This is a genomic window from Pseudomonas sp. MT92, from assembly GCF_058792515.1.
This window is the reverse complement of sequence record NZ_JBXAFA010000012.1, coordinates 86,447-100,794: the sequence shown is the minus strand read 5'-3', so window position 1 is coordinate 100,794 and position 14,348 is coordinate 86,447. Positions and strand designations below refer to the sequence as shown.

15 protein-coding genes are annotated in these 14,348 nt (G+C 61.2%); all 15 read right to left on the bottom strand.

The genetic code is table 11. The features are described from left to right. Nucleotides 1-83: 83 nt before the first annotated feature. Nucleotides 84-1,349, bottom strand: a complete 1,266-nt coding sequence (gene urtA, locus AC1Q6D_RS21940) for an urea ABC transporter substrate-binding protein (protein ID WP_103403283.1) — start codon at nucleotides 1,347-1,349, stop codon at nucleotides 84-86. Between the two features lie 239 nt (nucleotides 1,350-1,588). Next, the gene (locus AC1Q6D_RS21935) at nucleotides 1,589-2,599 is read right to left on the bottom strand and encodes a FecCD family ABC transporter permease (protein ID WP_103403282.1); all 1,011 of its coding nucleotides are present in this window, start codon (nucleotides 2,597-2,599) and stop codon (nucleotides 1,589-1,591) included. Further along, nucleotides 2,596-3,555, bottom strand: a complete 960-nt coding sequence (locus AC1Q6D_RS21930) for an ABC transporter substrate-binding protein (protein WP_103403281.1) — start codon at nucleotides 3,553-3,555, stop codon at nucleotides 2,596-2,598. The genes AC1Q6D_RS21935 and AC1Q6D_RS21930 overlap by 4 nt, the downstream gene beginning before the upstream one ends. Then, a complete protein-coding gene (locus AC1Q6D_RS21925) occupies nucleotides 3,552-4,340 on the bottom strand; it encodes an ABC transporter ATP-binding protein (protein WP_103403280.1) in 789 nt (262 codons plus the stop codon). Before AC1Q6D_RS21925 ends, AC1Q6D_RS21930 begins: the two co-directional genes overlap by 4 nt. Before the next feature lie 135 nt (nucleotides 4,341-4,475). After that, entirely contained in the window at nucleotides 4,476-5,855 is a 1,380-nt protein-coding gene (locus tag AC1Q6D_RS21920; RefSeq protein ID WP_103403279.1) for a PepSY-associated TM helix domain-containing protein, read from the bottom strand. Nucleotides 5,856-5,962: 107 nt separating this feature from the next. Then, nucleotides 5,963-8,080: a TonB-dependent copper receptor gene (locus tag AC1Q6D_RS21915; RefSeq protein ID WP_103403278.1), complete on the bottom strand. Its 2,118-nt coding sequence runs from the start codon at nucleotides 8,078-8,080 to the stop codon at nucleotides 5,963-5,965. A gap of 107 nt (nucleotides 8,081-8,187) precedes the next feature. After that, nucleotides 8,188-8,634, bottom strand: a complete 447-nt coding sequence (locus AC1Q6D_RS21910; RefSeq protein ID WP_103403277.1) for a DUF2946 domain-containing protein — start codon at nucleotides 8,632-8,634, stop codon at nucleotides 8,188-8,190. Between the two features lie 21 nt (nucleotides 8,635-8,655). Further along, a complete protein-coding gene (locus tag AC1Q6D_RS21905; RefSeq protein ID WP_103403276.1) occupies nucleotides 8,656-9,135 on the bottom strand; it encodes a copper chaperone PCu(A)C in 480 nt (159 codons plus the stop codon). A 48-nt stretch (nucleotides 9,136-9,183) separates the two neighbouring features. Further along, complete coding sequence (locus AC1Q6D_RS21900) at nucleotides 9,184-9,582, bottom strand: DUF2946 domain-containing protein (protein ID WP_103403275.1); 399 nt, start codon at nucleotides 9,580-9,582, stop codon at nucleotides 9,184-9,186. 119 nt (nucleotides 9,583-9,701) lie between these two features. Further along, on the bottom strand, nucleotides 9,702-10,025 hold the full coding sequence (locus tag AC1Q6D_RS21895) for a helix-turn-helix domain-containing transcriptional regulator (RefSeq protein WP_047536935.1): 324 nt from the start codon (nucleotides 10,023-10,025) through the stop codon (nucleotides 9,702-9,704). 4 nt (nucleotides 10,026-10,029) lie between these two features. After that, a complete protein-coding gene (locus AC1Q6D_RS21890) occupies nucleotides 10,030-10,365 on the bottom strand; it encodes a type II toxin-antitoxin system RelE/ParE family toxin (protein WP_047536938.1) in 336 nt (111 codons plus the stop codon). A gap of 56 nt (nucleotides 10,366-10,421) precedes the next feature. Beyond that, entirely contained in the window at nucleotides 10,422-11,147 is a 726-nt protein-coding gene (locus AC1Q6D_RS21885; protein WP_103403274.1) for a cobalt-precorrin-6A reductase, read from the bottom strand. Further along, nucleotides 11,144-12,241 (bottom strand): cobalt-precorrin-5B (C(1))-methyltransferase, encoded by a 1,098-nt coding sequence (locus AC1Q6D_RS21880; protein WP_103403273.1) that lies wholly within the window; start codon nucleotides 12,239-12,241, stop codon nucleotides 11,144-11,146. The genes AC1Q6D_RS21885 and AC1Q6D_RS21880 overlap by 4 nt, the downstream gene beginning before the upstream one ends. Continuing rightward, entirely contained in the window at nucleotides 12,234-13,445 is a 1,212-nt protein-coding gene (gene cbiE, locus AC1Q6D_RS21875; RefSeq protein ID WP_103403272.1) for a precorrin-6y C5,15-methyltransferase (decarboxylating) subunit CbiE, read from the bottom strand. Before cbiE ends, AC1Q6D_RS21880 begins: the two co-directional genes overlap by 8 nt. 163 nt (nucleotides 13,446-13,608) lie before the next feature. After that, nucleotides 13,609-13,944, bottom strand: a complete 336-nt coding sequence (locus AC1Q6D_RS21870; protein ID WP_256590136.1) for a hypothetical protein — start codon at nucleotides 13,942-13,944, stop codon at nucleotides 13,609-13,611. Between the last annotated feature and the right edge of the window lie 404 nt (nucleotides 13,945-14,348).

Genomic DNA, 14,348 nt, shown 5'->3' with positions numbered 1-14,348 from the left:
AATGTGCTGCCGTCATCGCGAGCAGGCTCGCTCCCACAGGGATTTGTGTCGGGTCCGAATGCCCGGGCCCGACCTCCAGTGGCTTAGTTGCTCTTCACCGCATAGTCCGGCTTCTTGTCGTTGCCCTGAATGAACGGGCTCCACGGTTGGGCGCGGATCGGGCCTTCGGTCTGCCAGACCACGTTGAACTGACCATCAGCCTGGATCTCGCCGATCATGACCGGCTTGTGCAGGTGGTGGTTGGTCTTGTCCATGGTCAGGGTGTAGCCGGACGGCGCAGCGAAGGTCTGGCCGGCGAGGGCTTCGCGGACTTTGTCGACGTCGGTGGACTTGGCTTTTTCAGCGGCCTGGGCCCACATGTGGATGCCGACATAAGTGGCTTCCATCGGGTCGTTGGTCACCGCTTTGTCGGCGCCCGGCAGGTTGTGTTTCTTGGCGTAGGCTTTCCAGTCAGCGACGAACTTCTTGTTCACCGGGTTCTCCACCGATTCGAAGTAGTTCCACGCCGCGAGGTTGCCCACCAACGGCTTGGTGTCGATGCCGCGCAGTTCTTCTTCGCCCACCGAGAACGCCACGACCGGTACGTCGGTGGCTTTCAGGCCCTGGTTGGCCAGTTCTTTATAGAACGGCACGTTGGAGTCGCCGTTGACGGTGGAGATGACGGCTGTCTTGCCGCCTGCGGAGAATTTCTTGATGTTGGCGACGATGGTCTGGTAGTCGCTGTGACCGAACGGGGTGTAGACCTCTTCGATGTCCTTGTCCGCCACGCCTTTGGAATGCAGGAACGAGCGCAGGATTTTGTTGGTGGTGCGCGGGTAGACGTAGTCGGTGCCGAGCAGGAAGTAGCGCTTGGCGCTGCCGCCTTCTTCGCTCATCAGGTATTCCACTGCGGGGATCGCTTGCTGGTTTGGCGCGGCGCCGGTGTAGAACACGTTCGGCGACATCTCTTCGCCTTCGTACTGCACCGGGTAGAACAGCAGGCCGTTGAGTTCTTCGAACACCGGCAATACCGATTTACGCGACACGGACGTCCAGCAGCCGAACACCACGGCGACCTTGTCCTGGGTCAGCAACTGGCGGCCTTTCTCGGCGAACAGTGGCCAGTTCGATGCCGGGTCGACCACTACCGGCTCCAGCATCTTGCCGTTCACGCCACCCTTGGCGTTGATTTCGTCGATGGTCATCAGCGCCATGTCTTTGAGCGATGTTTCGGAGATCGCCATGGTCCCGGACAACGAATGCAAAATACCCACCTTGATGGTCTCGGCGGCCTGGACGGTCCAGGTCAAGCCCATCGCGGCAATCGATGCCGAGAGTGTGAAAGCCTTGATCAAGCTACGACGCTTCATTGTGCGATCTCCATGAACTTATGAATTTTTCTGGTTGGCAGATGCGGACTACTGAAGGGTCTTTAGCAAGGGCTGTGCCCGGTCGGGAAAAGACAGGGAAATGTCGGTTTGGCGCCGTTGCGCGAGTGGCTGGCGCACCATGAAGGATCGTGTCCGGCACCTTGGTGCGCAGGGGTGCGCCAGATTGGGGCGAAGAGGTGTTGGTTGGCACCGATCACTGCGGGTGCGCAGCAGTGCGGTCAGCGACGACGCATCAAACCGATGAAGAACAGGCCGCCAATCGCCGCAGTGGCGACGCCGATGGGCAGGTCCTCCGGCGCGATCAACGTCCTGGCGGCCACATCGACCCACACCAGAAATACGCTGCCGAGCAACACGCACACTGGCAGCAACCGCCGATGCTCGGCCCCCACCAGTCGCCGCGCAATGTGCGGCACCATCAGGCCGACAAAGCCGATGGAACCGCTGATGGACACCAGCACGCCCGTCATCAGCGAGGCAATCACGAACACCCGCAGCCGGATCGTTCGTGCATTCAGCCCCAGCGTCACGGCGGTTTGTTCACCGGCCATCAATGCGTTCAGCGGCCGGGCCATGCCGAGCAGCAACAGCAACCCCAGCATCACGCTGGCAGCCGGCACCGCGAGCAATTCCCAGCGCGCCAGGCCGAGCCCGCCGAGCATCCAGAACATCACCGCCGAACTGGCGCGGTGATCGCCCATGAACAGCAGCAGATTGGCCATCGCCATCATCACGAACGACACTGCCACGCCACACAGCAGCAGGCGATCGCTGTCCAGCCGACCATTGCGGTTGGCGATCATCAGCACCAGCAGCATGCTCGACAAGGCACCGATAAACGCCGCGATGGGCAACGTCAGCAGGCCGACGATTTCACCCACGTGCAACACCACGATCACTGCGCCGAGGGTGGCACCCGAGGTCACGCCCAGCAGATGCGGGTCGGCCAGCGGATTGCGCGTCACCGCTTGCAGCACCGCGCCTATCAATGCCAGCCCGGCGCCGACCAGCGCACCGAGCAACATCCGTGGCACGCGAATCAGCCAGACGATGTGTTCCTGTCCGGTGCTCCAGTCGGGTAAGCCGAGACCGCAGAGCTTGTGCAGCAGAATCCGCCAGACGACGTCCAGCGGCACCCGCGCCGGGCCGAAACCCAGTGACACCACCGCCGACATCAGCAACAGCGTGCCGAGCGCGATCAGCAACCAGGGGTAGTGACGGTTAATCATTCGCCGTGAAAACCCTTGGCCAGGGTGGCGACGGCCAGCACGTTATCGATCCCCGGCGTGGCCTGCACGTAAGGAATGACGATGAAGTGCTGGTGCTTGATCGCGTCCACCGATTGCAGGGCTTTGTTGTTCAGCAGAAACCGGATCTTCTGATCGGCGGTGATCTCGCTGTAGTCGACGATCACGATCACCTGAGGATTGCGTTCGACCACGGTTTCCCAATTGACCCTGGTCCAGCTCGCCTCGACATCGTCGAGCACATTTCGCCCGCCAGCGGCGTCGATCAAAGCTTGCGGCATACCGAGGCGGCCCGAGGTCATGGCCCGGTCTTCACCGCTGTCGTACAGGAACACGCGTGGTTTTTCGGCGGGCAGACCCTGGCGAATCCCGGCGACTCGCGCCTGCATGGCGCCGATCAAGGCATTGGCGCGATCCTGCACATCGAAGATTCTGCCGAGGTTGCGCAGGTCGTTGTAGGTGTCTTCCAGCGTGGCCGGCGGGCGCTTCATCACGAAGGCGCAGGACTCGGTCAGCTCATAGACATTGATGCCTAGAGGCTGAAGGGTTTGCGGCGTGAGGTCGCCACCCACGCGCATGCCGTAGTCCCAGCCGGCGAAGAAGAAATCGACGTTGGCATTGAGCAGGGTTTCCACCGACGGGTACTTCGCCGCCAGTTCCGGCAAGCCATCAAGAAGGGTCTGCATGTCAGGCGTCACCGCCTTCCACCCGGACACACCGCTGTACCCGGCCATCTGTGGCTTGAGGCCGAGGGCGAGCATCATTTGGGTCATGTTGATGTCATGGCTGACCGCGTGTTTCGGCGCCTGCTGGAAGGTCACCTCGCGGTTGCAGCTCTGAATGGTCAGCGGGTAATGCGTCGCCTCGGCCAAGGCGTGGGCGCTACCCAGCAGTAAAACGAGGGTGAAACTGCGGCGCAGCAGGGAGCGCAAAATCATGGTCGGGTTATCCAGGTCATTCGTGGGTAGCCGTGCAAGGGGTGTTCATCGATCAGCGCTTCGACGCCGAAAACGTTACGCAACAGCGCGGCGTTGAGGACTTCTTTGGGCGTGCCGCCGGCGACGATGCGGCCGTGGTTGATCACGTACAGTCGATCGCAAAAGGCGGCGGCCAGATTGAGGTCGTGGATGCTGGCCAGCGTGCCGATCTTCAGGCGCTTGACCAACCTCAACAGCTCAAGCTGATAGCGCGGGTCAAGGTGATTGGTTGGCTCGTCAAGGATCAGCAACTGTGGTTGCTGGACCAGGGCCCGGGCGAGGATCACGCGCTGTTTTTCACCGCCGGAGAGGGTGGAGAAGGCATGGTCCTCGAAGCCCTTGAGGCCGACTGATTCCAGGGCCTGGGCCGCGAGATTCCGGTCTTCGAGGGAGTCGCCATCGAACAGGCCTTTGTGGGGCGTACGGCCCATGGCGACCACTTCGTTCACGGTCAGGCCGAACGCCTCGGGGAATTCCTGCAGGACCACGGCGATGCGTTGCGCGCACCAGCGTGAGGATTGCTTCCAGACGTTGTGATGCTCGAGCCGGACTTCGCCGCCCTGCGGTTTGCTGAAGCGCCAGGCGCAACGCAACAGGCTGGTCTTGCCGCTGCCGTTGGGGCCGATCAAGCCGACGAACTCACCGGCAGCCACGTGCAGCGAGGCATCACGCAGCTGGAACTGGTGATGACAGTGGCCGTGGCCCAGGGGCGACCAGGTGATGTTGTTGAGGTGAAGCGAGGTCATGCCGCTACTCTTGAGGTGAAGCTGATGGTCTCTTCGCTGGCTTGCCAGCGAAGGGGCCCGAAAGAAAACCCGGAACTGCCGGGGTGATGCGCGAGGCAGTCTACAGTGCTGACAACCCTGCGCATCTCGCCTGTCTCAAGATGAAGATGAGGCCGACTCAGTTTGCCGGCCCAAGCGCGAAAACAGCACACGATCGAGCACCCAGATCACCACCAGCGAGGCACCCACCAACGGAAACGCCACGGCCAACACGAACATGATGACCATCGCGGTTTTCCATTTCGGCAGGTCGTGACGCAGCGGCGGAACGCCGAACTTGCCTTGTGGGCGACGCTTCCACCAGATCACCACGCCACTGACGGCGCTGAGCAGGATCATCAGGCAGATCAGCAGCACAATGATCTGATTGAACACCCCGAACATCTTGCCTTCGTGCAACATCACGCCGATTTCCGTGGCGCGGGCAACGGTGCCGTATTGCTCAAAACGCACATCGGCGAGGACCTTGCCGCTGTACTGATCGACATGCAGGGTGGCGTCATTGCGCGGGTCATCGGCGAACACGGCGATGGTGAACACTCCCGTGGCGGTGGTCGGCAAGGTGATGCTGTAACCCGGCTCGACCTTGCGTTGCACGGCGATGTCCTGCACGTCTTGCAGGCTGATGGCCGGTGCCGCAGGGCCGGCTTGCGCACCGCCGTGGGCCATGTGCTCGGCATGGTCGCCGGACATCGGCATCGGCGTATTTTCCATGGCCCACGGCACGGTCTGGCGCGTGGCGCTGTTGAGGCTGCGGGCCTCGACGTCGGACTTGGGGATGTCATCCCACATCGCGGCGGGGAACACGTTCCACACTTCGGCGTATTGCTTGCCCCAGAACCCTGTCCAGGTCATGCCGCTGAGCAGCATCACCAAGAGCAGCGAGGCGCCCCAGAACCCGGTCACAGCGTGCAGATCGCGCCAAAGCACCCGTCCGCGACTGTTCAGGCGTGGCCACAGAATCCCCGCCGCCTGGCCGCGCGGCCACCACAGGAATACCCCGGAAACCACCAGCACCACGCCCCAACCGGCCGCCAGTTCGATGAGTCGGTCACCCACGGTGCCGATCATCAGCTCGCCATGAATCGCACGGGCGATGGCTTGCAGGTTCTTCTTGGCATCTTGCTCGCCGAGGATGTCGCCGTGGTACGGGTCGACGAATACATTCAGTTCGTTGCCGCCATTGAGCACGACGAACTGGGCACTGCGTTCGGCGTTGACCGGTGGCAGGTACTGCTTGATCGTTCCTTGTGGATACGCGTCTTTCACGCGCTTGAGCAGGTCGTCGGCCGGGACGGTGTGATGGCCGGCGGGGACGTTGAGCAGGCTGCTGTACATCAATGAATCGAGTTGCGGCTTGAACAGGTAAATCGTGCCGGTCAGGGCCAGCATCACCATAAAGGGGGCCACGAACAGGCCGGCATAGAAGTGCCAGCGCCAGGCCAGGTTGTAGAAATTCACTTTGGGCTGTTTCATCGTGTGTGCTCCGCTTGGCTTGGATCTTTTTGTTGTCTGTTACGGTTGCTGCGCAACCGATCGCGAGCAAGCTCGCTCCCACAGGGGGAGCGGGTTGCCCTCAAGGGTTAGAAGCTCATATCCACCTTGGTCCAGAATGTGCGCCCGGGCTCCTTGATGGCTTGCGGGTCATTGGCCGGGTAACCGAAACCGGCGTTGCCCGCCAGGTTCAGGTGTTCGGCGTAGGCCTTGCCGAACAGGTTGTCGACGCCAGTACTGACCTTCCAGTTCTGGTTGATCCGGTAGGCGCCGTTGAGCGAGAACACGCTGAACCCCGGGGTCTTGTCGAAGTCCTTGCCGACGACATTGCCTTTGTTCTGGTCGATGCGGTTTTGCGCGGCGACCACTCGCCACAGTGCGCCGGCGCTCCAATTGTCTTCGCTGTAAGTCAGGCCGAAACGTGCGTCCAGCGGCGGCATTTGCGGCAACGCACTGCCATCGCTGCTGTTCTTGCCCCAGGCGTAGGCCAGGGTCGCGTCGGCTTTCCAGCGGTCGGTGAGCTGGTAGGCCGCGCCCAATTCACCGCCCATGATTCGCGCGTCGATGTTCTCGGCCTGCGAGGTGGTGCCCATCATTCCCGGCGTGTAGTCGAACAGAATGTAATCGCGCACCTGACCGACATAAGCCGAGGCCCAGGCTTCGAGCGCTTCGGTCTTGTATTGCAGGCCGACGTCGAGTTGGGTGGTTTTCTCCGGTTTGATCGAATCGAAGGCGTTCACCGAACCGGCAGGACCGGAGTTCGGCGAAAACAGCTCCCAGTAATCCGGGAAACGCTGGGTGTGCCCGAGGCCCGCGTACAGCGTGGTCGGGCTGTCAGCCAGATCGTGTTCATAGCGAATGAAGCCGCTGGGCAGGGTGTCGGCGCAGGTGTCGTCGGCGGTCGGATTGGGCCGGGTCATCATGCCGGAGCCGGTGGTTTGCCGGTAATCCTTGGCCGAAGCACGGTCCAGGCGTGCGCCGCTGATCAAACGGTCACGCTCGGCGGCATACCAGGTCAGCTCGCCGAACACTCCGTAGTTATGGAAGTCGGCGTCCTTGGTGTAGGGCAGATTCTGGTAGGTGTCGACACCCATGGCGCTGCGTTGGCGGTGTTCGTTGGTCTGCGCATCGATGCCACTGATCAGTTGCACATCGGCCCAGTGCCAGGTGGCCTTGATGCGGGCACCGAGGGTGCGGCGGTCGACGTTGGAGGCCATGGGGCCGGCCATCATGCCGGTGCCGGACGGCGTGCGCAGGGTGTAGTTGTCCATCACGTGGTCGGCGTAGTTGTAGTAGACCTGAGCCTCGAGCTTGTCCAGGACGTCACTGATGTTCGACTTTTCGAAGCGCAGGCCAAGGCTTTCGCGCTTGAACTGCGAACCGTCCATGCCGCGCCCGGCGTAACGGGCCTCGCCGTCGCCCTTGCCGGCGGTCAGTTCCAGCAAGGTATCGGCGTCGGGGGTCCAGCCGACAGCGACGTCGCCGTTCCATTTGTCGTAGCGCGACGCGACGGTGTCGTTGTTGCCGTCTCGATAATCATCGGAGTGCGCGGTGTTGCCGATGACGCGCACGTATCCCAGCGGCCCACCGGCAGCAGCGTCCACCAGCTTGTCGAACCGGCCGTTGGAACCGGCCAGCACGCTGGCATTCACCCGGGTGCCGAGTTCGCCGAAACGTTCCGGTTCACGGTCGAACAGGATGGTGCCGGCCGAAGCGCCAGGCCCCCAGAGCACGGTTTGCGGGCCTTTGATGACGGTCAGCTTGTCGTAGGTTTGTGGAGAAATGTACGAGGTGGGTGCATCCATCCGGCCGGGGCAGGCGCCGAGCATCATGCCGCCGTCGGTGAGGATGTTCAGCCGTGAACCGAACATGCCGCGCAGGACCGGGTCGCCATTGGTACCGCCGTTACGCACCATGGCGAATCCGGGAATGGTTTTCAGGTAGTCGGCACCGTCGCTGGCCGGCACCGGTTGGCGCGGCTCCTTGGGGTTGGTGACGATGGTCAGCGGTGAACTCGGCGCAACGGCGGTGATGACCGTCGGGCTCAGTTCTTCAACATGATTGGCGTGTTCATCGGCCAGCGCCACCGGCGCCAGAAGGGCACCGCACAGGATGGCGGTGGCGTGCCTGAAACGAATGCTGGCTTCGTTCAGGGCAAAAGAGGCTTGGGCAGGGCTCAAGCGTGAGTCAGCAGAAAACCTGGACATGACAATTTCCATCGAACAGTCGTAAACGACACGGCCGACAACCTGCGCAATCCCTGTGGGACCGAGCTTCGGTTGTCTTGCGGACGTGTGAAATCAGTGGTGGGTGTTTACGCGAGGACGGGCGGGGCGCGGGTGCGAGCACCGGGGAAGAAGGTTTGCCGGGCATGGCCCAGGCGTGGGGAAGGTGGGGTGAAAGTATTGACGTGCGGGGTGTCGAATGCGGTGAATGACACGCCACCGGTGAGCGCCGGGCAGTTGAACAGCAGGCTGCAATAGCCGCATTTTTCCCAGAGGACATGATGCCCGGCTTGTGGCGGGCAGTGCTCGGCGGCGGGTTGCGCACCGTGGTCGGCGTGCTCCATTGCCGACATGTCCATGCTCATGTCCATCGACATGTTCATGGACATGGCCGCACGCGAATCCATCGGCATCGACTGAGATATCAGCGGGCCGATGAAAATCATCAGCATGGCGAACAGGCTGATCCAGCTGCCGCGTGTCAGGCTCAATGGCTGACGACGTGACCTGGATGACCTGGCGCTAAGCGCGCGCATGGGCGTTTTCAGCTCAGGCGATTACGGGGTATGCGCGTGTGCTGGCATGCCATCCGGCGCCTGCTTCTGCACCGTGACGTCGACCTTCACGTCACCGGCCTTCTCGAAGTGCAGGGTCATCGGGAACCGTTTGCCGTCAGTGAGCAGGCTGCGGTCTTTCAGGTTCAGGAGCATCACGTGATAGGCCATCGGCGCAAAAGTGACCTCGCCGCCAGCGGGGATCTCCACGCTCGGTACGTGCTGCATTTTCATCATGTCGTTTTGCATGACGTGCTCATGCAACTGAGCTTCGCCTGCAATGGGGGTATCGGCGCTGAGCAGGCGGTCGGCGGTTTTGCCTTGGTTGTGAATCACGAAGTACGCCGCAACGGTCGGCGCATTGGGCGGCAACTCTTGCGACCACGGGTGGGCGATTTCCAATTCGCCAACTTTGTATTCGTGGGCATTGGCAAAGCAGGCAGGCAGCAGCAACGCGGCCAGAACGATGAATTTGTTCAACATGGCAGTTCTCCGGAACGATTCAAAACGCAGTTCGATTGCGAGAAGGAATCACACCAGAGGGGAAGCGCGGGGATTGAGACTGGGCCATTGCTGGCGTGGAGTCGGGGTGTTGAGGGACGACGGAGGCAAGCTGCGATTGGATTCGAAACTGGCGAAATACAGCTGCGGTTCATGCCCGGGCAGCGCCACCAGCGGCGCGGAACCGGAGCAGCACCAGCAATGCTGCATATTGGAATGTTCGTCGCTTTGCGGTGCCTTCTGCTCAATCTTGCCCAGAGAAATCGCCACCATTTTGGTGCCGCTGGATGAACAGAAACTGCCCCACAACACTTGTTCGGCAGGCGCTGTGGCCGTCTTCGCCATCGCTCCGGACATCGGCATGGCGAGCATGTTGAACAGCACTGCGAAGCAGGCTATCCAGGCAATTGCGAGCCGTTGTCGGGACATGGAAAAAATCCGTTTGGGTGGGCGATCAGGCGCGGGCTATTTAGCCTGATCAGGGCCGATAAGTAAAAAGGCTGCGTGCGGTGTGGTGTCGCAGCCAAGTTCGCTTGTTTCTTATGCTGTCAGTGCGCACGCACCGCATGTACTTGCATATCTACTCCAAGCGTAGCGCGAATGACCGCGAATATCGCAGCCAGGTTGTCCATGCTCGGATTGCCTTTGGCAGATAGCATCCGATGGAGGCTTTTGCTGGGCTTCGCTGTTCCCTTTGCCAGTTCTTCGAAACCTACAGTGGCGTTAACGAGGTCACGCAGAATGATCCTGGCCATTTCAGGTTCACCATTGAGAAACAGGGTAGCAGCCTCATCCAACAATGCTTGGGCGAACTCGGGATCACGCTGGGCACGCTCGGCGATCGTGTGTTTGTAGCTTCGGGTTAGCGCCATGACTCTATCTCCGATTTCGTTGAGCTTTTTTTCGGGTCCGAAATTCGGCTATCAGTATTTTTGCCTGTTTGATGTCGGTTTTTTGCGTGGACTTGTCGCCTCCACCCAAAAGGATGATCAGGCGTTTCCCTTCTTGAACAAGGTAGATCCTGTAGCCGGGGCCCCAATTGATTCGATATTCGCCGAGACCTTCAAACCACTTGATGTTGGATGTATTGCCTAGCTCCAGTCTGAGCAATGCATTGGAAACCTTTAGCGCTGCCTGAGCATTCAAGGTGGAAAACCAGCGCCCAAAGGGGCTTGATTCGTTGTCCTGCACGTATTCTTCGAGTGTGATCACAGGCGGCCCTGAAGGTAACAAATAGGTTACTGTTCATGCAAGCCAATGATCCTGCCTTACTGAGCGCAGGCCGCCAACGCATCAAGTGTTTCCTCAAGCGTCAGAAACTCCCGCTCAACCCCCGGCAACACCGGCCGCTTCAACACCAGCACCGGCACCCCGCGTTCCCGCGCCACTTCCAGCTTCGGTTCGGTGGCGGTGCTGCCGCTGTTTTTGCTGATCAGCACGTCGATCTGCCGGCGTTCGAACAGCACACGCTCATCCTCGATCAGGAACGGCCCGCGTGCACCGATCACTTCGCAGCGCTCGTTGCCGGGATAAACGTCCAGTGCGCGCAGGGTCCAGAATTGATCCGGCGGGATTTCATCCAGGTGCTGAAGGGGCTCGCGTCCGAGGGTAAACAGCGGTCGCCGAAAGGGTTTGAGTGCCTGGGTCAGTTCTGCCCAGTCGCTGACTTCGCGCCAGTCATCCCCGGGCTGTGATTGCCACGCCGGACGCCGCAGCGCCCAGCAGGCGATGCCACTCAAGCGGGCGGCGGTCGCGGCGTTTTGGCTGATTCGGGCGGCGTAGGGATGGGTGGCGTCGAGCAGCAGATCGATCCTTTCATCGCGGATAAACTGCGCCAGGCCTTCGGCACCGCCATAGCCACCGACGCGCACCTGGCAAGTCAGATCCGTCGGCACCCGACCGACACCGGCCAGGCTGTAGATGTGTTGTGGCCCCAAGGTTCGGGCAATTGCCAGGGCCTCGGTGACGCCACCGAGCAACAGCAGGCGTTTCATTGGAAGGCACCCGCATGGCCGACGATCCCGCCCTGGCGATCGATCGCGAACACTTCGACCTGAACCTGCGCCGGCACCACGCTGCGGGCAAAGTCCAGGGCATGCCGACACACTGCATCGCCGAGGGCGATGCCGGCGGCACTGGCCATGGCCAACGCTTGCTGACTGGTGTTGGCTTCGCGGATGCTTTGCTGCAGCGCCGCGTCGGCGCCAATCGCTGCCGCCCATTCGGCCAGTTGTGGCAGGTCGATGCTGGAGTGCCGACTGTGCAAGTCCATGTGCCCGGCCGCCAGCTTGCTGATCTTGCCGAAGCCGCCACAAAGACTGAGTTTTTCCACCGGCACTTTGCGCAGGTGCTTGAGCACGGCGCCGACGAAGTCACCCATTTCGATCAGGGCAATTTCCGGCAGGTTGTAGACCCGACGCATCGTGTCTTCGCTGGCATTGCCGGTGCACGCGGCGATGTGCAGGTAACCGTTGGTCCTGGCGACATCGATGCCCTGATGGATCGAGGCAATGTACGCCGCGCAGGAAAATGGCCGGACGATGCCGCTGGTGCCAAGAATCGACAGACCGCCGAGAATCCCCAGGCGCGGGTTCATGGTTTTCAGCGCCAGTTCCTCGCCGCCTTCGACGTTCACCGTGACCTCGAAACCGCCGCCGTAGCCGAATTCATCGGCCAGTCGGGTGAGGTGATCGGTGATCATTTTGCGCGGCACCGGGTTGATCGCCGGTTCGCCGACGCCCAGCACCAACCCCGGCCGGGTGACGGTGCCGACACCACGACCGGCCCTGAAGCTGACGCCCGGCTCGCCCACAAGGCGGACCCGGGAGTAGAGCAAGGCGCCGTGGGTCACGTCAGGATCATCGCCAGCATCTTTGATGGTGCCCGCTTCGGCGCCGTCCTCGGTCGTGCGGCAAAACTCCAGGCGCATCTGCACCTGTTTGCCTTTGGGCAAGATGATCTCCACGGCATCCGAGCTCGCGCCGCCGAGCAGCAGGCGAGCCGCCGCAAGGCTGGTCGCCGTCGCGCAACTGCCCGTGGTCAGGCCACTGCGCAGGGGGGCGGGTTGTTCGGCGGTTTCGTCACGCATCGAAAGGCTTCGTCACGTCCAGCAAGGTAATCGGCAACGCCTGACGCCAGGTATCGAAGTCGCCCAGCGGTTGTGCCTGAGCGATATGAATCCGCGTCAGGTCTCCGCCGTGTCGGTCGCGCCAGGCCATCAAGGTCATTTCACTTTGCAGCGTGACCGCATTGGCGATCAGCCGGCCGCCGGGTTTGAGGGCGGCCCAGCAGGCGTCGAGCACGCCTTCGCGGGTCACGCCGCCGCCGATGAAAATCGCGTCCGGTCGCTCCAGCCCGGTCAGGGCTTGCGGGGCACTGCCGCGAATCAGTTGCAGGCCGGGGACGCCGAGGGCATCGCGGTTGTGTTCGATCAACTGCTGGCGCCCTGCATCGGCTTCGATGGCCAGCGCCCGGCAGCTTGGGTGGGCGCGCATCCACTCGATGCCGATCGAGCCGCTGCCGGCACCGACGTCCCACAAGAGCTCACCGGGGATCGGGGCCAGGCGGGCGAGCGTGATCGCGCGTACATCGCGCTTGGTCAGTTGGCCGTCATGTTTGAACGCCGAGTCCGGCAAACCGGCCAGTCGAGACAGGCGCGGCGTATCGGACTCGGCGATGCAGTCGATGGCGATCAGGTTCAGGTCGGCAATAGCGGGATCGCTCCACTCGCTGGCAATGCCGTCGATCCGCCGTTCCGCGGGGCCGCCCAAGTGTTCCAGCACGCTGAGGCGACTGGGGCCGAATCCGCGATCACGCAGCAATGCGGCGATGGCGGCGGGGCTGCCCCCGTCGTTGCTCAGGACCAGCAAGCGCACGCCGCTGAACAATTGCGCGTTGAGAGCGGCGACGGGGCGGGCCACCACCGATAACGTCACGACCTCCTGCAAGGGCCAGCCCATTCGGGCGGCGGCGAGCGAGCAAGAGGAGGGGGCTGGCAGAATTTGCAGGTCGTCGCTGGCCAGTTGTCGGCTGAGACTGGCGCCGACCCCGAAAAACATCGGATCGCCACTGGCGAGCACACACACGGGCTCACCGCGCAGGGCCAGCACGGGCTCGACGGAAAACGGGCTCGGCCAGCTCTGGCGCTCGCCCCGAATGCACGCCGGCAACAGGTCCAGGTGCCGCTGACCGCCGAAGATCCGTGAGGCATGCAACAGGGCGTGCCGGGCGTTCTTGCCCAGGCCTTTGAAACCGTCTTCACCGATGCCTACTACCGTCAGCCAGGGGGCCATGCCGTTCCTCTTCTGTAAACCGAAGCCAAATCACTCTGCGCAACCTGCGTCGACTCACGCAGGTTGCGCATCATAACGCGGCGGCGAATGCATTCGCCTGTGGCAGCGTGCGAAATCGTTGTTGACGGTGATAGAGGTGTTAATGGGGGCGGTGGATTTAATTTTATTGATGACGCTTTCTCAGATCGAATCTCTTCATTCTGATTTCGAGGCGCTTTTTCTCGATCATTGATCTTTTGCTTTCAAGTATTCTTTTATCCAGTTTAAGGCTGGCTCGATGCTGGATGATTGTTACGGGCTGTTCTTCCCAGCTCCAGAAAATAAAACTGTTCTTTTTGGCGTTGGCTACCAATTCCAGATTGAACACTGCAACTTCAAGAAAGCCTTTTGAGTCATACCGCACAGGGATAACCTGAAAGCGCTTGCCATTAAGACTTTCCTTATCCAGTGAGGCGATCGCCGGATTGTCCGGTTTCAACGCGTCGAGGGTATCGATCATGGCGTTCCCTTGTCGGGAGTCGGGCATGCGCTGTGCGCTCTGAACCAGAAAATCCGCGATGCTCGTCGAGATGTCGTATCGCGTGCGAGTGAAGATGGCGTCCTGAAAGACAGACCAGCCAAAAAAAATTCAGCGTCACTACATACTCATGTAACCATTTTTCCGAATCGGTAAATCGGCTGCTGACCAGGTCCGCGGAATGGGTGGCTATTTGTGTGCAAAAGGTAAAATCATCGTAGTCCGCGGGTGAGAGTTCACTGATGCATGAAATAAGATTGGGGCCGGTTAATGTTCCAGAGAGTTTGTCCATAACCATACACTGCTCCTTGTAGATGGTGTTTGTGTTGTGATGCGTGTTTTTAATGGTTGATGAAACTACAAAGAATCATCGGTCGTTGAAATGA